The 19,475-nt window shown below is 68.8% G+C and carries 18 protein-coding genes; 9 read left to right on the plus strand and 9 right to left on the minus strand.

Going from position 1 to position 19,475, the window contains the following annotated elements; translation table 11 throughout:
- The first annotated feature begins 102 nt into the window (after positions 1-102).
- Complete coding sequence (locus tag ACZ5U5_RS11715) at positions 103-432, plus strand: Zn-ribbon domain-containing OB-fold protein (protein ID WP_365816256.1); 330 nt, start codon at positions 103-105, stop codon at positions 430-432.
- A 40-nt stretch (positions 433-472) separates the two neighbouring features.
- Here ACZ5U5_RS11715 and ACZ5U5_RS11720 read toward each other — a convergent pair whose 3' ends face one another.
- The 3 genes from ACZ5U5_RS11720 to ACZ5U5_RS11730 form a co-directional block, all read right to left on the minus strand.
- Complete coding sequence (locus ACZ5U5_RS11720) at positions 473-2,008, minus strand: AMP-binding protein (RefSeq protein WP_469019616.1); 1,536 nt, start codon at positions 2,006-2,008, stop codon at positions 473-475.
- Positions 2,009-2,117: 109 nt separating this feature from the next.
- Positions 2,118-3,449, minus strand: a complete 1,332-nt coding sequence (locus ACZ5U5_RS11725) for a SufS family cysteine desulfurase (RefSeq protein ID WP_469019617.1) — start codon at positions 3,447-3,449, stop codon at positions 2,118-2,120.
- Positions 3,436-4,824 carry a family 2B encapsulin nanocompartment shell protein gene (locus ACZ5U5_RS11730; protein WP_469019620.1) on the minus strand — a complete coding sequence of 463 codons (1,389 nt, stop codon included), beginning with the start codon at positions 4,822-4,824 and terminating at the stop codon, positions 3,436-3,438. The genes ACZ5U5_RS11725 and ACZ5U5_RS11730 overlap by 14 nt, the downstream gene beginning before the upstream one ends.
- Positions 4,825-5,158: 334 nt before the next feature.
- Between ACZ5U5_RS11730 and ACZ5U5_RS11735 the strand changes: the two genes are divergently transcribed.
- Positions 5,159-6,016 (plus strand): GNAT family N-acetyltransferase, encoded by an 858-nt coding sequence (locus tag ACZ5U5_RS11735; RefSeq protein ID WP_469019622.1) that lies wholly within the window; start codon positions 5,159-5,161, stop codon positions 6,014-6,016.
- 70 nt (positions 6,017-6,086) lie between these two features.
- On the opposite strand, the gene bglX is transcribed toward ACZ5U5_RS11735, so the two are convergent.
- Positions 6,087-8,276 carry a beta-glucosidase BglX gene (gene bglX / locus ACZ5U5_RS11740; RefSeq protein WP_469020809.1) on the minus strand — a complete coding sequence of 730 codons (2,190 nt, stop codon included), beginning with the start codon at positions 8,274-8,276 and terminating at the stop codon, positions 6,087-6,089.
- Positions 8,277-8,595: 319 nt separating this feature from the next.
- On the opposite strand from bglX, the gene ACZ5U5_RS11745 reads away from it, so the two are divergent.
- Positions 8,596-10,470 carry an ABC transporter ATP-binding protein gene (locus ACZ5U5_RS11745; protein WP_469020812.1) on the plus strand — a complete coding sequence of 625 codons (1,875 nt, stop codon included), beginning with the start codon at positions 8,596-8,598 and terminating at the stop codon, positions 10,468-10,470.
- 352 nt (positions 10,471-10,822) lie between these two features.
- Positions 10,823-11,170 carry a hypothetical protein gene (locus ACZ5U5_RS11750; protein ID WP_469020814.1) on the plus strand — a complete coding sequence of 116 codons (348 nt, stop codon included), beginning with the start codon at positions 10,823-10,825 and terminating at the stop codon, positions 11,168-11,170.
- An 84-nt stretch (positions 11,171-11,254) separates the two neighbouring features.
- On the opposite strand, the gene ACZ5U5_RS11755 is transcribed toward ACZ5U5_RS11750, so the two are convergent.
- The 3 genes from ACZ5U5_RS11755 to ACZ5U5_RS11765 all read right to left on the minus strand — a co-directional run bounded on the left by ACZ5U5_RS11755 (position 11,255) and on the right by ACZ5U5_RS11765 (position 12,932).
- On the minus strand, positions 11,255-11,653 hold the full coding sequence (locus tag ACZ5U5_RS11755) for a DUF5994 family protein (RefSeq protein ID WP_469019623.1): 399 nt from the start codon (positions 11,651-11,653) through the stop codon (positions 11,255-11,257).
- Between the two features lie 236 nt (positions 11,654-11,889).
- Entirely contained in the window at positions 11,890-12,309 is a 420-nt protein-coding gene (locus tag ACZ5U5_RS11760; protein ID WP_469019626.1) for a hypothetical protein, read from the minus strand.
- Positions 12,306-12,932: a hypothetical protein gene (locus ACZ5U5_RS11765; RefSeq protein WP_469019628.1), complete on the minus strand. Its 627-nt coding sequence runs from the start codon at positions 12,930-12,932 to the stop codon at positions 12,306-12,308. Before ACZ5U5_RS11765 ends, ACZ5U5_RS11760 begins: the two co-directional genes overlap by 4 nt.
- 583 nt (positions 12,933-13,515) lie before the next feature.
- Between ACZ5U5_RS11765 and ACZ5U5_RS11770 the strand changes: the two genes are divergently transcribed.
- Positions 13,516-13,785 carry a hypothetical protein gene (locus tag ACZ5U5_RS11770; protein WP_469019629.1) on the plus strand — a complete coding sequence of 90 codons (270 nt, stop codon included), beginning with the start codon at positions 13,516-13,518 and terminating at the stop codon, positions 13,783-13,785.
- A gap of 557 nt (positions 13,786-14,342) precedes the next feature.
- Complete coding sequence (locus ACZ5U5_RS11775; RefSeq protein WP_469019630.1) at positions 14,343-15,395, plus strand: fatty acid desaturase family protein; 1,053 nt, start codon at positions 14,343-14,345, stop codon at positions 15,393-15,395.
- A 32-nt stretch (positions 15,396-15,427) separates the two neighbouring features.
- On the opposite strand, the gene ACZ5U5_RS11780 is transcribed toward ACZ5U5_RS11775, so the two are convergent.
- Both ACZ5U5_RS11780 and ACZ5U5_RS11785 read right to left on the minus strand, forming a co-directional pair.
- On the minus strand, positions 15,428-16,165 hold the full coding sequence (locus tag ACZ5U5_RS11780) for an ANTAR domain-containing protein (protein ID WP_469019633.1): 738 nt from the start codon (positions 16,163-16,165) through the stop codon (positions 15,428-15,430).
- Positions 16,162-16,470 (minus strand): ANTAR domain-containing protein, encoded by a 309-nt coding sequence (locus tag ACZ5U5_RS11785; RefSeq protein ID WP_469019635.1) that lies wholly within the window; start codon positions 16,468-16,470, stop codon positions 16,162-16,164. The genes ACZ5U5_RS11780 and ACZ5U5_RS11785 overlap by 4 nt, the downstream gene beginning before the upstream one ends.
- Positions 16,471-16,957: 487 nt before the next feature.
- Here ACZ5U5_RS11785 and ACZ5U5_RS11790 point away from each other — a divergent pair, with 487 nt between their 5' ends.
- The 3 genes from ACZ5U5_RS11790 to ACZ5U5_RS11800 are packed head-to-tail and all read left to right on the plus strand — an operon-like array spanning position 16,958 to position 19,379.
- A complete protein-coding gene (locus ACZ5U5_RS11790) occupies positions 16,958-17,713 on the plus strand; it encodes an ABC transporter substrate-binding protein (protein WP_469020817.1) in 756 nt (251 codons plus the stop codon).
- 41 nt (positions 17,714-17,754) lie between these two features.
- A complete protein-coding gene (locus ACZ5U5_RS11795) occupies positions 17,755-18,540 on the plus strand; it encodes an amino acid ABC transporter permease (protein WP_469019638.1) in 786 nt (261 codons plus the stop codon).
- A gap of 5 nt (positions 18,541-18,545) precedes the next feature.
- Complete coding sequence (locus ACZ5U5_RS11800; RefSeq protein WP_469019640.1) at positions 18,546-19,379, plus strand: amino acid ABC transporter ATP-binding protein; 834 nt, start codon at positions 18,546-18,548, stop codon at positions 19,377-19,379.
- Positions 19,380-19,475: the final 96 nt, after the last annotated feature.

Here is a 19,475-nt window from a genome sequence, read left to right on the forward strand (position 1 = left end):
CCGAGCGCGGCGCATCCGAGCCGAGTGCAGGTCAATGCAGGGGGTCGAGACGTGTCCCAGCAGGAATTGAGCATCGCGCCGACAGAGCACGAGCGAACCGGCATGATCTACCAGCGCTGCCGATGGTGCGGCACCGCGTCCTTCCGGCGCATGCTGTGTCCGGTGTGCGCCTCCAGTGATCTGGAGTCCGAGCGGAGCGACGGCGAGGGCGTCGTCGTCCAGTCCAGCGTGGTCAACCGCTACACCGGCACCGCACGCAACGAGTCCCTGGTCCGCTTTCCCGAGGGGTTCGTGTTCCGCTGCCGTGTGGTCGGTGCCTCGCCGCACCTCGTATGGGTCGGCGCGCGCGTGCGGCCCGTGGCCGGGTCCGATCCGGAGACCGGGGAGGCCGTCTTCGAGCTCTGCGAGACGAACGCGAGCGCCGACTGGTAGGGCCGCGGAGCAGGAGTGCTGTGCGGCCGGAGTACCGAGGTCAGTTGACGCCGCGCTCGCGGCCCTCCCAATAGGGCCCGCGCAACTTGTACTTCTGGAGTTTCCCGGTGGCCGTGCGGGCCAGCTCCCCGCGGAACTCCACCGAGGTCGGCGCCTTGAACCCGGCGAGGTGCTCCTTGCAGTGCCGGATGAGCTCCTCCTCGGTGGCCTGCGCGCCGGGGGCGAGGACGACCAGGGCCTTGATGGTCTCGCCCCACTTTTCGTCCGGCACCCCGATGACCGCGACCTCGGCGACCGCGGCATGGCTGAACAGGACGTCCTCCACCTCGATCGAGGAGACGTTCTCACCGCCGGTGATGATGACGTCCTTCTTGCGGTCGCTGATCGTCAGATGGCCGTCCGCGCCGATCGTCCCGCCGTCGCCCGTGTGGAACCAGCCGCCCTCCAGCGCCTTCGCGGTCTCCTCCGGCTGCTCCCAGTAGCCCTCCAGGATCACGTTCGAGCGGGCGAGGACCTCGCCGTCCTCCGACGTGCGCAGCGTGACGCCCAGTGCGGGCGCCCCGGCCTGGACCAGTTTCTCCGCGCGCTGCTGCGAGGTGAGGCCGTCCCACTCGGCACGGGTGCGGTTGATGGTGAGCAGGGGTGAGGTCTCGGTGAGCCCGTAGATCTGGATGAACTCCCAGCCGAGCTCCGATTCGACCTGCTCGACCGTCTTGGTGGGCGGCGGAGCCCCCGCGACGATGATGCGCACCCGGTCCCGCCCCGGGATCTCCCCCTCCCACGTCCGCGCCGCGGCAAGGACCGCGTTGACCACGGCGGGCGCCGCGCACATCACCGTGACGCCGTGCTCGGCCACCCGGCGCAGGATCTCCGCGCCGTCCACCTTGCGCAGCACGATCTGGCGCGCGCCCATGCCGGCCATCGCGAACGGCATGCCCCAGCCGTTCGCGTGGAACATCGGCAGGGTGTGCAGATAGACGTCCCGGTCCGTGACCCCGGCGTGCAGCGCGAACGTCAGGGCGTTCACCCAGATGTTGCGGTGCGTGATCTGAACGCCCTTGGGGCGCGCGGTCGTTCCGCTGGTGAAGTTGATGGTCGCGGTGGCGTTCTCGTCGTGCTGCCAGGGCTCGGGCTCGGTGTCGAAGCGGTACAGCTGCTTGTCGGTGTCCGCCCCCAGCGTGTAGCGGTGCTTGCAGGTCACCCCCGAGAGGCGGTCCTCCAGCTCGGGGTCGACCAGCAGGACGCTCGCGCCCGACTGACCGACGATGTAGCCCACTTCTTCGGCCGACAGGCGGAAGTTGACCGGCACGAGGACCCGGCCGTGGCCGCTGACGCCGAAGAACGACGTCAGCAGCCGGGCGCTGTTGGGCGAGACCACCGCCACCCGTGCGCCGTGCGGCACCCCGAGCGCGTCGAGCCCTGCGGCCTGGGCCCGCGCCAGCTCACCCACGCGCCGGTAGGTGAGCCCGTCCCAGGGCTCGGCCGGCTGATCGGGTTCGTCGACGATGCCGACCCGGTCCCCGTAGACGGCCGTGGCGCGGTCCAGAAAATCAAGGGCCCCGAACGGGACGAACATCCTGGCCTCCAGAAGCTCAGTCGATGTACGCCGCCTATCCGACCACGCCCCGACGGAAACCGGACACCCCGACGCCAGGTCCCTTCTGACCCCGAGCCGCTTGAAATCCTTAGGCCGCTTGCAGCCGTCGCAAGGACGCCACCAGCTGGTCCACCTCCTCTGACGTGTTGTAGAGCGCGAGCGAGGCGCGGGCGGCCGACTCCAGGCCGTAGTGGGCGAGCGCGGGCTGGGCGCAGTGGTGGCCCGCGCGGACGGCGATCCCGTCGCGGTCGAGCCAGTCCGCGATGCCTGCCGGATCATGGCCCGCCAGAGTGAACGTGAGGACCGCGATCCGTTCGGGCGCCGAACCAAGGACCTCCAGCCCTGGCACCGTGGCCAGGGCTTGCTGCGCGTACGTCATGAGCGCGGTCTCGTACGCGGCGACGGCGTCCCGGTCGAAGGACGTGAACCAGTTCAGCGCGGCAAGGAGCCCGACGACGCCCGAGATATGGCCCGTGCCGGCTTCCAGGAGGTGCGGGACCGGCGCGAACGTCGTCCGCGTGAAGTCGACCGAGTCGATCATGTTGCCGCCGCCCTGCCACGGCCGCATGGACTCCAGGATCTCCGGTTTGGCGTAGAGCACGCCGATGCCGGTCGGGGCGAAGAGCTTGTGCCCCGAGAAGGCGTAGAAGTCGGCGTCCAGATCCCGCACGTCGACCGGGAAGTGCGCGACGGCTTGTGCCCCGTCCACCAGGACCTTGGCGCCGTAGCGGTGTGCGAGCGCGGTCATCTCCTTCACGGGCGGGACGGTGCCGAGGACGTTCGACGCGTGGCTGACGGCGACGAGCTGGGTGCGGGACGAGAGGAGGTCGGCGTAGGCGTCCTGGTCGATCGCGCCCTCGGGGGTCAGGGGGATCGGGACGACCCGGGCCCTGGTCTCCTTCGCGATCAACTGCCACGGCACGATGTCGGAGTGGTGTTCCAGGGTGGCCACCAGGATGTCGTCCCCGGGCCCGAGGTTGGCCCGCCCCCAGCTCTGGGCGACCAGATTGATCGCCTCGGTCGTGCCGCGCACGAAGACGATGTCGTCCGGCGAACCGGCCCCGAGGAACCCGGCGACCGCGGCCCGCCCCGCCTCGTACAGCTGGGTCGCCTCGCGCGCCATGGTGTGCGCGCCGCGGTGGATGTTGGAGTTCGCGGTGCCGTAGAAGGCGCCGAGCGCCTCGATGACCTGGCGTGGTTTCTGCGTGGTGGCGCCGTTGTCGAGCCAGACGAGGGGGTGGCCGTTGACGGTGCGGTGCAGGATCGGGATGTCCTGGCGGGCCGCCTCGGGCGAGAACCCCGGGGGTTGCAGCTGCGGGAGCGAGCCCGCGCCGGGGTCACTCGTCGGCAGCCCCGGGACGCCGGCCGGCAGCCCCGGTGCTATGCCTGCCCCTCGCGCCGTGACGTCAGGAATAGTCATGGTAGTTGGACACCTCGACGTTCTGCAGGACGGCGATGGCGTCCTCGACCAGGACCGCGGTGTTGAAGTACGCCGTCATCAGGTACGACGTGATGCCCTTCTGGTCGACGCCCATGTTCCGCATGGACAGGCCCGGTTCGACCTCGTCAGGGACGCCGGAAGGCCGCAGCCCCACCACGCCCTGCTCGGCCTCGCCCGTCCGCATCAGCAGGATCTCGGTGGTGCCGAGACCGGCGCCCATGCCGCCCGAGAAGCGCACCTTGTCCGACGGGAGCAGCGGAACACCGCGCCAGGTCAGGAGCGGACTGCCGTAACGGGTGTCCGTCACCGGGGGCACGCCACGCCGCGTGCATTCGCGGCCGAAGGCGGCGATGGCCCTGGGGTGGGCGAGGAAAAAGCCGGGCTGCTTCCAGACGCGCGTCAGGAGCTCGTCCAGGTCGTCGGGCGTCGGGGCGCCCGTGCGTGCCTGGACCCGCTGCCCGGCGGAGACGTTGTGGAACAGGCCGTGCTCGGGGTGGTTCAGGAGCGAGGCCTCCTGCCGTTCCCGCAGCGCCGCGACGGTCAGGTTGGACTGGGCGCGGGTCTGGTCGATGGGCCCGTTGTAGAGGTCGGCGACCCGGGTGTGCACGCGGAGCACCGTTTGCGCGAGCGTCATGTGGTACTCGCGAGGCGCGTCCTCGTAGTCGACGAACGTCCCCGGCAGATCAGGCTCGCCGACATGTCCGGCGGTCAGATCCACCGGCACCTCGGCGCCGGGCGTCATGGTGTCCCCGTCGCAGTACGCGGTGATCGCGCCGCCCAGAGCCTCGTCCCGGTCGGCGAGCCGCGCAAGGGCGGTGCGGTCCGCGCAGAGCGCCACGCCTGGGGTGAGCGCCTTGACGCGGTAGGGCATCTCCTCGCTCCGGGTCCACGCGCCCAGGTCGAAGAACTGGCCGTCGCCGATGACTTCGAGCAGCGCGTCCTCGCCGTACCGCCCGGTCATCCGCTTCTCGGCCCTGCCGTGCACGACCACCCACAGCCGGTCGGCGGGGTCGCCCTCCTGGGCGAGCACCTGCCCGGCCTCGAAGGTGACCTCGGTGAAGGCGCCCGCCAGCTCCGCGAGCAGCGCGTCGTCGGCGTCACGGAGATAGGCGATCTCGCGTAAGTCACCCGGCACGACACGCTGCGAGCCGCTCTCCTCGTACGTGGTGACGCGGTCGTCGCCGAGCACGAACGTCCTGCGCCGGTTCACCCGGTAGGTGCCCGACTCGACGTCCACCCAGGGCAGGGCGCGCAGGAGATAGCGCGGGGTGATGCCGCGCATCTGGGGGGTGGTCTTGGTGGTCGTCGCCAGTTGCCGTGCGGCATCGGGACCGAGTGCGAGCCGGTCGTTCACTGGAACCTCCTGAAGAACGGTCTTTCGCGGCTGCCGTGATGGCATTCGGCGCCGATCGTCTTCGGGGTTGCTCCATAACCACAAGTGGCCCTTTATGGCGGCTAGGTGAGGAAAGGTCGGAAATGGCCGGACAGTTGGCCGCGCACCCCCTGACCACCCTCCCAGGGCCCCGCCGGGAAATGCCTCCACAGCGGATATCGGGCTCAAATCATCTCGATACCGGACCCAAGCACCCCTGAAAGGAGCGCTTATGACTCGGGTATCGGGGTGAGGAGTCGGGAAGGATGGATCCGGTGCGAGGGGTGGTCCCCTCCGTTTCATGAAGGGTGCAGCGATGACAGATTCGGTCCCTGGGCGGCTCACCGTCTCGCGGGCGACGCTCGACGACTGGCAGGTCGTCAGCGGGTGGGCCGCGGACGAGGGCTGGAATCCGGGCCTGCGGGACGGCCCCTCCTTCTTCGCGCAGGACCCCGACGGATTCTTCATCGGCCGCATGGACGGTGAACCGGTCTCCGCGATCTCGGTCGTGAACTACGACGAGCTGTACGCCTTCCTCGGCTTCTACCTCGTACGCCCGGACCAGCGAGGACGCGGTTACGGCCTCGCCACCTGGCGGGCGGCGCTCGCCCACGCGGGGAAGCGCACCGTCGGCCTCGACGGCGTGGTCGCCCAGCAGGACAACTACCGCCGTTCGGGCTTCGAGCTCGCCCACCGAACCCTCCGGTACGTGGGCTCCCTGCCCGGAGGAGGCCCGCGCCCCGCACGCGTCCTGCCGGTCGAGGCCGCCGGCCTGCGGGCGATCACCGCGTACGACGCCGCGAGTTACCCCGCGGACCGCCCGCGCTTCCTGGAGTCCTGGCTGACCGCTCCCGGGCATCGCGCCCTCGCCCGGATCGTCGACGGCACGATCACCGGGTACGGCGTGCTGCGCCCGGCCCACGGCGCCTTGCGCATCGGGCCGCTGTTCGCGGACACGCGTGCCGACGCGGAGGAGCTGTTCGACGCGCTGACGGCCGAGGTGGACGACACGCCCGTGGTCATCGACGTCCCCGAGACCCAGCCGCACGCCGTCGCCCTCGCCGAGGCCCGCGGCATGAAGCCCACGTTCCCGACCGCCCGTATGTACACCGGGCCGGTGCGGGAGATGGCAGGGGAGCGGGTCTTCGGCGTCACCACGCTCGAACTCGGCTGATTCATCTGACTTGGCTGACCCGCGACGAGCCGGGCCCTCCACGGGGTCCGGCTCCCTCCCTCCGCAGTCGCTACGTGATCGTCAGCCTCTTCTTCGCCTCGGCCTCCGAGCTGGTGCCGACGTAGAGGTCCACGGCGCCCTCCTCGACCCGGAACTCACCGTCCGGCGCGTTCGTCCAGAACCCGAGGTCCCCGGCGCCGAGTTGGAAGCGGACAGTCGTCGATCTGCCCGCCTTCAGCGTCACCCTGCGGAAGCCGCGCAGCTTGCGCACCGGCTGCGCGATGCTCGCCGCGATGTCGTGGACGTACAGCTGGACGACCTCGTCGCCCGTACGCTCACCCGTGTTGCGGACGGTGACCGAGACTTCCAGGGTGTCGCCCTCGCGCAGCGCCCGCGCCGGCACGCGGTCGCGGCTCAGCTTCGGCTCGCCGAGCTCGAAGGACGTGTAGGAGAGCCCGTGGCCGAAGGCGAACTGCGGGGTCGGGGGCAGATCGAGGTACTTGGACGTGTATTTGTTGTCCGCGTTGTACGGGCGGCCCGTCGACTCGTGGTTGTAGTGCACGGGAATCTGGCCGACCGTCCGCGGGAACGACACCGGCAGCTTGCCGCCCGGGTTGACCTCGCCGAACAGCACGTCGGCGATCGCGTTGCCCGCCTCAAGTCCCGGGTGCCAGGCCTCAAGGACGGCCGGTGCCGACTTCAGCCAGCCGCCGACGGTCAGCGGGCGGCCGTTGACCAGGACGACCACGAACGGCTTGCCCGTTCCGGCGATCGCCTCGATCAGCTTCTCCTGGCCGCCCGGCAGGCTGATGTCGCCGCGCGCGGCGGCCTCGCCGCTCATCGCCGGAGGCTCGCCGACCACGACGACGGTGACGTCCGCCTTCCTGGCCGCGGAGACCGCCGCCGGGATACCGCCGGTGTGCTCGCCCTCGGCGTCCACGCCCTTCGCGTACGTCACCTTGGCCCGCGGAGCCGCGGCCTTCACCGCGGCGAGGACCTTTCCCGAGAGGTACTTCTTCGCCGCGCCGGGGAACGTCCACGTGCCGAGCAGGTCGTCGGAGTCGCCGAACGGGCCGACGACCGCGATCGACCCGACGGACTTCTTGAGCGGCAGCGCCTTGCCCTCGTTCTTCAGGAGCACCATCGAACGGGCGGCGGTCTCGCGGGCCGCCCGGCGGGCCTCGGCGGACGGTTTGCCGATGGCGGCGCCCTCGTCGACGTAAGGACGGTCGAAGAGCCCGAGCGCGAACTTCAGACGCAGGATCCGCGTGACCGCTTCGTCGAGGCGCCGCTCGCTGATCCTGCCGCCGCGCAGCAGCTTCTTGCCGTGCTCGGCCAGGTCCGTGCTGGCCATCTCCATGTCGACGCCGGCGTTCAGCGCGAGGCGCGCCGCGTCGGCGCCGTCCTCGGCGAAGCCGTGCGCGACGAGTTCGTCGACGCCGTTCCAGTCGCTGACGACGAAGCCGTCGAAGCCCCACTCCTTGCTCAGTACGTCGGTGAGCATGTGGGAGTTGCCGTGGGCCGGCACACCGCTGATGGTGTTGAAGGACGCCATCACCGTGGCCACACCCGCGTCCAACGCGGCCTTGAACGGCGGCAAATAGTGGTTGCGAAGGCGCGACTCCGAGACGTCGACCGTGTTGTAGTCCCGGCCGCCCTCGGCGCCGCCGTACGCGACGAAGTGTTTGGCGCAGGCGGCGACCCGGTCCTCGGCGTCGAGTCCTGAACCCTTCGCGCCCTGATAGCCCTCGACCTTGGCCACCGCGAACGCCGTCGTGAGGTACGGGTCCTCGCCGCAGCCCTCGGCGATCCGGCCCCAGCGCGGCTCGTGCGTGACGTCCATCATCGGCGAGAACGTCCAGTGCACGCCGTTCGAGCGGGACTCCTTCGCCGACACCTCGGCGTCCCGCCTCGCGACCTCCGGATCGAAGCTCGACGCCTGGGCGAGGGGGATCGGGAACGTGGTCCACAGGCCATGGATGACGTCGAGGCCGAAGAGCAGCGGAATGCCGAGCCGGGACTCCTCCACCGCGATGCGCTGCAGGGCGTTGCTGCTCTTGGCGCCGAAGATGTTCAGGACCGAGCCGAGCCGTCCGGCGCGCGCGGCATCCTCGACGTCCTTGGTCTCGCTGCCCCCGGGGCCCGTGCTGACCGACCAGGGGAGCTGTTGCAGCTGACCCAGCTTTTCCTCGACGGTCATACGGTCGAGCAGCTTCTTGATCTTCGGGTCGAGAGGCCTCGTGGGACTCGTAGGGCTCATGGAACTCGGTCGTCGTGGCGCGGCCTGGGCGATCCCGGTGCCGGCGGCGGTGAAGCCGCCTCCCGCGACGGCCGTGCCGCCGATCGCGGACAGCAGAGTACGCCTTCGTAGCTCACGCATGTGTTCGCCTTCTCGCGTCAGGAAGTCGACAACCTCTGTGATGGCCACAAGAGTTGAAGCGAAAGTACGTTCCTGTTACACACGGGTCAAGGGATGCGGCAGGGACGCGCGGGAGGCTCGTCAGGAGGCCTCATTCGGGTGTCTCGCTCGCCATGCTTGACCTCAAGGAAACTTGAGGTTCTACGTTCTCTTCATGAGCATGGAAACGACAGCCTGGACCCAGCTGCAGAGCGTCATGCACGCCGAGCAGGACCGCCGTCCCTTCGCCCGCGCCACCTTGCGCCGCATCGGGACCTTCGCCCGTCCGCACAAGCGCCGCATCGTCTACTTCGTCCTCCTGAGCATCATCACCGCGCTGCTGGCGGTGGCGACCCCCGTGCTCGCCGGCAGCGTCGTGGACGTGATCGTCAAGGACGGCGATTCCTCGCTGGTCGTCCGCTACGCCCTGCTCATCGCCGCGATCGCCGTCGCCGAGGCCGCCTTCGGACTGCTCGGCCGCTGGCTGTCGGCGAACCTGGGGGAGGGGCTGATCCTCGACCTGCGGACGGCCGTCTTCGACCACGTACAGCGCATGCCCGTCGCCTTCTTCACCCGCACCCGCACCGGCGCACTCGTCAGCCGCCTGAACAATGACGTGATCGGCGCCCAGCGCGCGTTCAGCAACACGCTCTCCGGAGTCGTCGGCAATGTGGTCACGCTGCTTCTGACCCTGGCCGTGATGATGAAGCTCTCCTGGCAGATCACCCTCCTCGCGCTCATCCTGCTCCCCGTCTTCATCGTGCCCGCCCGCCGCATGGGCTCCCGGATGGCGAAGCTCCAGCGCGAGGCCGCACACCACAACGCGGCCATGGGCACGCGCATGACCGAGCGCTTCTCCGCTCCGGGCGCCACCCTCATCAAGCTCTTCGGGCGCCCCGGCGCCGAGTCGGAGGAGTTCGCCACGCGGGCCCGGCGGGTGCGGGACATCGGTGTCCGCACGGCCATGGCGCAGTCCACCTTCATCACTGCGCTCACCCTGGTCTCCGCCCTCGCGTTGGCCCTCGTCTACGGCCTCGGCGGCTACTTCGCCCTGAACGGCAGCCTGGAGGCGGGCGCGATCGTCTCCCTGGCCCTGCTCCTGACCCGCCTCTACGCGCCGCTGACCTCCTTGGCGGGAGCGCGGGTCGAGGTCATGAGCGCGCTCGTCAGCTTCGAGCGGGTCTTCGAGGTCCTCGACCTGAAGCCGCTGATCGACGAGAAGCCGGACGCCCGTGAGGTCCCCGAGGGCCCGGTGGCGGTGGAGTTCGACGACGTCCGCTTCGGCTACCCGTCCGCCGACAAGGTCTCCCTGGCCTCCCTCGAAGAGGTCGCGTCCCTCGACACCCGGGGCGGCGAAGAAGTCCTGCACGGCCTCTCCTTCCGCGCCGAGCCGGGCCAGACCGTCGCGCTCGTCGGCTCGTCCGGCGCGGGCAAGTCGACCATCGCGCAACTGCTTCCCCGCCTGTACGACACGGACGGCGGGGCGGTGCGCATCGGCGGGGTCGACGTCCGCGACCTCTCCGCGGCCTCGATGCGCCGGACGCTCGGCATGGTCACGCAGGACGGCCACCTCTTCCACGAGTCGGTCCGCGCCAACCTGCTGCTCGCCCGCCCCGATGCCACCGAGGACGACCTGTGGGACGTCCTGCGCAGGGCCCGCCTCGAAGACCTCGTACGCTCCCTGCCCGACGGCCTCGACACCGTGGTCGGCGAGCGTGGCTACCGCCTCTCCGGCGGCGAGCGCCAGCGCATGACCATCGCCCGGCTGTTGCTCGCCCAGCAGCGGGTGGTCATCCTCGACGAGGCGACCGCGCACCTCGACAACACCTCGGAGGCCGCGGTCCAGGAAGCGCTCGCAGAGGCACTCGAAGGCCGCACCGCGATCGTCATCGCGCACCGGCTCTCGACGGTGCGGTCCGCCGACCAGATCCTCGTCGTCGAGGCCGGGCGGATCGTGGAGCGCGGGACGCACGAGGAACTGCTCACGGTGGAGGGCCGGTACGCGGAGCTGTACCGGACGCAGTTCGCGCACAAGCCGGTGCAGGCGGCTGCTTAGGGGCGGGCCATGGGCCCGTCGGCCACCGCCCGCGCCGGGTTCGTCAACGAGCGCCGGACGGACCGGGAAGGCCCCGGTCCGTCCGGCGCTCTCCGCAGGCAGAGCCACACCCGCGTGCGGATCGAACAGGGCACAGGAGGCCGGTTGCAAGCCAGGACATCGCAAGGCAGCGGGTGTTCTCCGCGCCACGCGACTACGCTGGCCCCTACTACCGCCGCCTGTCTACGTGGCTAGCGCCTTCATCGGCGACTCCGAACCTCTCGCCGACCTGGGTTCCTGACCGACCCACCGCTCACCGGCCCGGCCGGTCCGTTCCCGTACCGCCGACACGACGCACAGGAAAGTGACCACGATGATGTACGACCAGGCACGAGCTCAGCTGCCGCCGGACAAACTCCGGGGTTCCACTGAACGCCGCGCCCCGGGGCCGGAGCCGCTGCTCCCGTCGGACGAACGAGACCGGCTCGCCCTGCGACTCCAAGAGGCCCTCAACAACTTCGCCGCCAGCCCGCTCGAGTCGCTGGAAGAGGCGGAGAGCATCCTCGACGAAGCCGCCGCCCAGCTCGCCAGCTCTCTTGCGGAACAACGGCGTGCCCTCCACGAGGGGTGGCAGGGCCATGGCCCCGAAACGCAGCCGAACGAACTCCGGCACGCGATGAGGGCGTACCGAGAGATCACACAGCGACTGCTGCGCACCTGAGCAGGGCTCGCTGAGACGATCGCGTCGCCCTCCTGCCCTCCAGCCTCCCCGGCCGCCGGGCGGGGTCCGGGGCAAGCCGCACACTCAGGTGGGGACACCCGCGGCGGCGGCCATGAGGGACTCGGCGGCGTCCAGCGGAGTGTCGGGCGCTACGACCAGCAGGTCCCAACGCCCCCGGTTGGGGGCGAGCAGGCAGATCGTGTCCGGCGCGGACACGGCGGTGGACCTGCGTAGCCGCACCACCTGGTTGAGCACGAGCATCCGACCGGGTGTCACGGCCCACGTCGCCCCGTTGACCGTGACGCTGGTGATGTGACCCCAGGCCTGCGGCAGCCCGGCAAGCAGCCGCGGCAGTTCCGTCAGCAGGTCGTACGAGGAGGGCCACCACGCCCCGTCGATGGCGTGCGGCAGGGAGCCGGGGGACGCGAGACACAGGCGGAGAAGGGGTTGCGGGGGGAGCGAGGGCTGCAGAGTGGTGGCCATGAGAGTTCCTGCCGGTTGCGGTACGGAGTGGGGTCTGGGTTGATTCATACGCGGCGGGAAGCGACGCGATCGGGTGTTGGCCGGCGCAGGTCGTGCACCCGGCAGGGCTGAACGGTGTTCGACGGCAAGGCTGGGCGCGACGGGCAACAGGGGATGGGGCGGTCGGTGAACGATGAGCCGTGACACGTTCGGCCCGCGTCCTGCCCGGACGGGACGTGTCGCGGCCTCGACGTGGCTCAGATGCGCAGCAGTCGTTCGGTGAGCTCCTGGTACTGCTTGAGCGCGAGCCGGAGTTCCTCCGTCTGCGCTGAGGTGCCCATGTCCTGCCATCCGGAGCGCAGGGTGCGGTGTCGTTCGGTGAGGGTGTTGGTCAGGTGGGTGGCTGCTTCGTCGAAGACGCCGTCAGCTTCCCGGACTGCCCCGTGCGGGTCTTCGACGAAACTGTTGAGGGCCTGCTGGAGGCGCATGGTCATTTTGTCCCGGTCACCCTGCGGGATCAGCATCGGGTTCCCGGTCCGCCCAGCCGCTTCGGTGCTGGCGCCGGACTGGAGCGGCGGACGGGTCGGCTCGGCGGGAGCCGCTTGCGCGGCGCGCCGTTTCGCGGACTTCGGGCCCAGGTTGGCGGGTTCCTGTGTGCGTTCCTGGTCGTACGTCATGATGTCCCACTTCCTTTGGCATGCCGCCTGCCGGATGTCCGCGGCGAGTGGCCGCGGCCGTCGGCGGTCTGTTGGTGGCGCTGGTCGGTGGCGGGCCGGGCCGTCACCAGTGCTTCGAAGAGGCTGCGGGCCTCGATCATGGCCTCTCGCATCTCCTCGGTGCTGCTGTGGCCACGGGCAGCGACGTGCGTGCTGCGGTAGCCCTGCACGCAATGGCCGTGGTGGACGGAGAGTGCGGAGACGCGTTCCTCGAACTGCTCCCCGTCGGGGTAGCCCCGGTCCCTGGCAAGGCGTGCCAACAGCATGTCGGCCTCGGTGACCGCCTTCTGCGGCGATGAGACGAACTGCTCTTGGACTTCGGCCCACTGAGCCACGTAGTACTGGCGGTCCTCGGGTGACAGCGGCTTCTCCTGGAGTGAGCCGTACCGCCTCACGCGTTCGCCGAGTTCCCGTTCGGCTGCCAGGACGTCGTCGTGGTGCTCGGTGATGGCGCGTTGGTACTCGGGTCCGAAACGATTCTGCAGGCCGCGCCTACCGCCTCCGGGCTTGCGCGTGCGTTTGACGTAGAGGAAGGCAGCAGTGGCTGCGATGACGGCCACGGCGATGATCACGATGATGAACATGGCTGCCCTCTCCGGCTCCGGCCTGGTGCGGGACTGCGGTTCATTCCCATCAACTTCTTTTGTCTGGTGTCTCGTTGGCGCCTGCCGGGTGGTATCCAGCCGAGGTGAGAACCACCCGTAGCGCTTTTGGGGTCAGCGTCGGAAGGCCTTCTTGGCCTTGTCGCCGGACTGCTTCAGGTTGCCGGATGGTGAGGCCGAAGCCGGAGATCGACAGGATCAGCAGAAGGAGAATTCACATGAAGACGGCCCAGCCTCCAGAAACGCGGAGAGATCCTGGCTCCGCGGGGTCCGGGCGAAACGGGAAGGTGAAGTGCCTCGCCTGAAGGGAAGAGACACCGTCCTACGCCGTGCCGTCAGTGAACGCCTGCTCCAGCATCCTGTCAACGGCCGCAGAGCGTCGTGGGGTTGAGAGCGGGACGTGGTGACGCTGCGGCGTCAGAACCTGACAAACTGTCAAGTAGCCGTCCAAGTATGGCGATACACGCGACACCAGTGCGTATCGCCTTCTCTCTGGCAAGGCTATGCTGTGAAGCGAGGCCCCTGTCCCCGGCAGCGATGATCCATTCCGCCCGGGAGGCGCCCCATGATCGTCTTGTCAGTCATCCTCGTTGTTGCTCTGCTCGGCCTCGGCTTCCTCAACCCCATGTGGTGGGTGGCCGGAGCCGTGCTGATCTTCGCAGCCGTCCACTACGGGCGTGGTGGTGTGGGCGAACGGGGGCGAGGCGGTCACTCCGAGTACCGCGACTATCGGGACCGCCGAGATCGTCAGGACCGCTGGGACCGCCGCTACCGACGCCAGCGCCGAGGGAGCTGGACGCGCCAGGACCGCCGCAACGGCGAGCAACGCAGGTGACCGAGGGGTGCCCGCCCGGGTATTTCCGGACGGCGCCGACCAGACCGGATGCTCAACTCGCCTGTGAGGCCGAGCCGGTTCTCGTCGTCGTCTCTTCCCTTACGTGATGTAAACGCGTCGCTGTGTAGTCTGAAAGCAGGATGCCCCAGCCCTTGGCTGCTCTTTCTGGATTCCGGGAAGACGTACTGGCGTCCGCACCTCGGCGCGACGCGGGCAGACGGAAGCGACGCGCCACGACTGTGCGGGCCCGATCTGTACGACACGTCGCCACGGCCGCGTGCCAGCTCACATCGCTACCGCCTGACCCGGATCTTCGTGCGACGGTCTCTCCTGACGTCTGCCCGCGGTGATCGGGCCCGTGGCGGGAAAAGAGGCATCATGCCGATCACCCTCCGCACTTCGACGACTCTTCATACATGCCCGGACCGGGACCGTGGGCGAGATCCCGCTCAGGCCCGCGGGCATACGGTGCACTGCGCCTCAGGCTCCGACGGGCGCCCACGGAGGGGGCGCCGCCCGAGCCGAGAACGGTGCCCGGTGCGACGACAGGACCGCCGATGAGCACGCAAGCGCCGCAGCGCGCCGATACAGCCGTGGACACGCCGGCACGAGGCAGTGACTTCGCTCGCCTGGCGAAGGAGATCAAGGACTCCGGGCTGATGCGCCGCCGCCCCCTCTACTACGGCGCGCGGATGGCCCTGGTGGCCGCGGCTTTCGCGGGCGGCTGCCTGGCCTTGGTGTCCGTCGGTGACAGCTGGTGGACGCTCGTTGTCGCGGCTTTCCTCGCTCTGGTCTTCGGCCAGATCGCACTCGTCACGCACGACGTCGGCCACCGTCAGGTGTTCCGCAGGACCCGGTCCAGCGCGCTGATCGGGCGTCTCGTCGGCAACCTGGGGATCGGCATGGGGTACGGCTGGTGGCAGGACAAGCACTCGCGCCACCACGCGAACCCCAACCACGAGGAACTCGATCCCGATGTGGCCCCCGACATCCTGGTCTGGACTCAGGCGCAGGCCCGGGCGGCACGCGGCCTGCCCCGTCGGATCGGGAAGGCACAGGCCTATCTGTTCTTCCCTCTGCTGAGCTTGGAGGGCTTCAACCTTCACTTCGCGGGGATACGCGCCCTGGCGGACCGGTCCCTGAAGCAGCGCAAGCTGGAGGGGACGCTCCTGGCCGCACACTTCCTCCTGTACTTCGGAGCCTTGTTCCTGCTCCTCTCGCCGGGAAAGGCAGTGGTGTTCGTCGTCGTGCACCAGTGTCTGTTCGGGCTCTATCTGGGCGCCATCTTCGCCCCCAACCACAAGGGCATGCCCACGCTCACCGGCGGCGACCGGCCCGACTTCCTGCGCCGTCAGGTCCTCACCTCCCGCAACGTGCGCGGGGGCTGGTTCACCGACGTGGTGCTGGGCGGACTGAACTACCAGATCGAGCATCACCTGTTTCCCAGCATGCCTTCGCCGAACCTGCGCAAGGCCCAACTCCTGGTCCACCGCTACTGTGACGACCTGGGCGTGGACTACCTTCAGACCTCGCTCATCACCTCCTACAGGCAGGCGATCCAGAGCCTGCACCAGGCAAGTCGCCCGCTGCGACAGCCCCGATCGGCCTGACGCGGTCGGGCGTCACGATCCGCTTACAGCGCTTACGGGCGCGGGATCTGATCGGTGTCCAAATGCTGGTCGATGATCTGGCGGGCGCAGTCAGAGATGCGCAGGTGACGGGCGCGGGCGTAGGCGCGCAGGGCGCCGTAGGCGGCGTCGGGTTTGACCATCCAGCGTTCGGCGAGGATGCCCTTGGCCTGTTCGATGACGATGCGGCTCGACAGGGCTCGCTGCAGTTGGTTCTTCTCCATCTGCTCGTGCCCGAGGTCGCGTTGCTGCAGCAGGGCGATGCTGGCGACGTCCGCCAGGGCCTGCGCGAGCGAGGCGTCCTGCTCGCTCAGCGTCTGCCGACTGGTGTGGAAGAGATTCATCGCCCCTACGGCGCGGGAGCGCAGCCGCAGCGGGAAGACGTGGCTGGTCTTGAAGCCGCTCTTGCGGGCTTGGCCGGCGAACGCGGGCCAGCTGCTGTTGGCCGTGTGATCGTGCAGGTCGATGTTGGTGCGGGAGGCGCGGGTCCGGTAGCACTCCAGGCAAGGACCCTGGTCGTGCTGTATGGCGAAGATCTCCAGCAGATGTGTGTTCTCGTCGGAGGCGGCGACCGTGTGCAGCAGTCCCTTCTCGTTGGCGAGAAGGATGCCTGCTGCGGAGACATCGAGCAGGCTGACGCAGTGGGCGCACAACCCGTCGAGGAATTCGATGACATCGAAGTCGTCGATCAGGGAATCTGCGACCTGCACGAAGACATCGGATACTTGCTGCTCACGGGACATGGGAGTCATCCCCTCGTCTCCTTGGGTGGGTCGGGTCGAGAACGGTCGTCGTCCAGGCGAAGGCGTCGGGACACCACGTCCTCGGCGGCAGCGGTGATGGGCCTGTCGTGGCTGAAGGCAAAGGCGCGCAGCCGCAGCAGCGCCTCACTGAGCGGGAGGGCGAGCTGGACACTGAGCATGCCGGTGGCCTGGTGGACGACGGCCCGGTGCAACTCGCCCTGTGGCAGCACGTCTTCCCGGCCGTCGACGCGCTTTTCCGCCCCGCCCAGGGACTGGAGCGCCAGGGCGGCGGCGAGGCCCAGTGCGTCGTCCATTTCCTGGCCCGTCATTGACCGCCAGGGAGACCACAAGGTGATCTATACCGAGGACCGACGCACAGTTGGCGCCCAGAGGCAGCCCGACGTCGTGCAGGTCACACAGGATCGCAGTCATCTCAGGGCTGAGCACCGGCGGCCACCTTTCGCTCCCCATGCTACTGACAGCGCTGCGGGAACGTGACCCCTTGGCACCTCGGGCCGCCCCTCGGCGTCGATTCGGAAGCTGACCCAGAGCAAGTGACCGCTCACGTAGGGAAATTGATGCAGTGGAGATCGAGTGTGTTACCCATACGCAATCCCGAGGGCGGGACAAGAGCCCTGGCCGGTGGCAGGATGCACCGCAGCTTGCGCAGCACACAGCGCTGTTGATCTCGCTCGCGCCCTGGTTCGAGCCTGCCCTGGAGGTCCTGTGTCCGCTCGTCCCGCGAAGTTCGTCCGTTCCCCGGTGGCTGCGATAGCCCTGACCGCTGTCGCAGGCCTGTTGATGACGGGCTGCACCAGCACCAAATCCGACAGCGACGGCGACAAGGGTGCCTCGGGGATCAAGCTCGTCTCGTCCGGCAAGATCAAGACCTGCACGCATCTGCCCTACCCGCCGTTCCAGTCGAAGAAGGACGGCAAGATCGTCGGCTTCGACGTGGATCTGGTCGACCTGGTCGCCAAGGAACTGGGAGTCGAGCAGGAGATCGTCAACACACCCTTCGAGGGCATCGAAACGGGCCAGGACTTCAACATCCGCAAGTGCGACCTGGCTGCCGCAGGCATGACGATCACCGACGAGCGCGACAAGGTCATGGACTTCTCGGACCCCTACTTCAACGCCACCCAGGCGCTGATCACCAAGAAGGGGCAGCCCTACAAGAGCTTCGAAGATCTCAAGGGCAAGAAGCTCGGCTACCAGAAGGCCACCACCGGCGGCATCTACGCCAAGAAGGAGAGCAAGGGCCTCGACATGGAGCTCGTGGAGTACGAGGACGTCGGCCTGCTGCTCACGGCGGTCAAGGCCGGCAAGGTCGACGCGGGCATCAACGACAACGGCGTGCTCTTCGAATACATCAAGGACAACCCGGACACCGAGGTGACCGCGGAGTTCGACACCGGCGAGAAGTACGGAATCGGCCTCCGCACGGGCAACGACTCACTGCGCACGAAGGTCAACAAGGTCCTCAAGGAGGCCCGGACCGACGGCAGTTACGACAAGATCTACAAGAAGTGGTTCGGCACCACTCCGCAGAGCTGACCTCGAGCATTCAAACGGCTGACCAGAGGAGTTCTGCACGTATGTCCATGTCCCGACGGCGGCGGGCACGGCTGTTCCGCGGCGTCCAGTACGCCGTGCTGATCATCGCCCTAGCCGTGCTCGCGCTGGTGGCCGACTGGGGAACACTGCGCCAGGCGTTCTTCGACGTGGAGATCGCCAAGGCGCTGTTCCCCGAGGTGATCACCACCGCGCTGGTCAACACCGGCTACTACACGCTGCTCGGCTTCGGCTTCGGCCTGGGGCTCGGCATCGTCCTCGCGTTGATGCGGCTGTCCACGGTGCCTCCGTACCGCTGGATCGCGATCGCCTACATCGAGTTCTTCCGCGGCATTCCCTCCCTCCTTGTGTTCATCGCGCTCGGCTTCGGTGTGCCGCTGGCCTTCGAGGTCGCGCTCGACATGGACATCACGGTCATGCTGTCGCTTGGCCTGGTGGGTGCCGCCTACATGGCCGAGACGATCCGCGCGGGCATTCTGGCGGTGCCCAAGGGGCAGACGGAGGCGGCCCGTTCGCTGGGCATGTCGCCGGGGCGTGCCATGGTGTCCATCGTGATGCCACAGGCGTTCCGGATCGTGCTGCCGCCGCTGACCAACGAGCTGATCCTGCTCACCAAGGACTCCTCACTGGTGTATCTGCTCGGCCTCTCGCTCGGCCAGTTCGAGCTGGCCAACTTCGGCCGGGACGCGCTGAACGAGCACAAGAGCCTGACCCCGATCCTGATCGCCGGCCTGCTGTATCTCGTCATCACCCTCCCGCTCGGCCATCTGGTGCGGCGGCTCGAGGCCCGTACGGCGAAAGCCAGGTGAGCGCCATGAAGTGGGACAAGGCATCCGACGAGCCCGCACCTTCGGGCCAGGCGATCGAGGTGCGTGAGCTGCGCAAGTCGTTCGGCGATCTGGAGGTGCTCAAGGGCATCGACCTCACGGTCGGGCGCGGTGACGTGGTCTGTGTCATCGGCCCTTCGGGCTCCGGCAAGTCGACCCTGCTGCGCTGCGTCAATCTCCTGGAAGAGCCCACGTCGGGCACGGTGACGGTGGCCGGCGCGGAGGTCACCGACCCCGATGTGGACATCGATCGCGTACGCCGACGGATCGGCATGGTCTTCCAGTCCTTCAACCTCTTCCCGCACCTCACGGCGCTGGAGAACCTGACCATCGCGCAGCGCCGTGTGCTGCGCCGCGGCAAGGAGGAGGCGGAGCGCATCGCGCGGTCCAACCTCGCGCGGGTGGGCCTCGTCGGCAAGGAGCGGTCCTATCCGGCGCAGCTCTCCGGCGGCCAGCAGCAGCGGGTCGCGATCGCTCGGGCGCTGTCCATGGACCCCGAGTTGATGCTCTTCGACGAGCCGACCTCCGCGCTCGACCCCGAACTGGTCGGGGACGTACTGGCGGTGATGCGCTCGCTCGCCCAGGAAGGGATGACGATGCTGGTCGTCACCCATGAGATGAGCTTCGCGCGTGAGGTCGCCGACCGGGTGGTCTTCATGGACGACGGAGTGATCGTCGAGGAGGGCACGCCCGAACGTGTGGTGGGCGACCCGCAGCACGAGCGGACCCGGACGTTCCTGGCACGCGTACTCGATCCTGCGGCGGCGGAGGTGGGCGAGGTCCCGGACACAGGACCGCACGAGAAGCGCGTGGACCGCTGAGAGCACCCCGGGGCCGAATATCCCGGCTCACGGCGGGTGGGATGGGTGCCCAGCAGGGCCGCTGACCTGCGCGGATAAGTGGATCGATGGGGCCGC

The organism is Streptomyces sp. NPDC033177 (assembly GCF_055577715.1).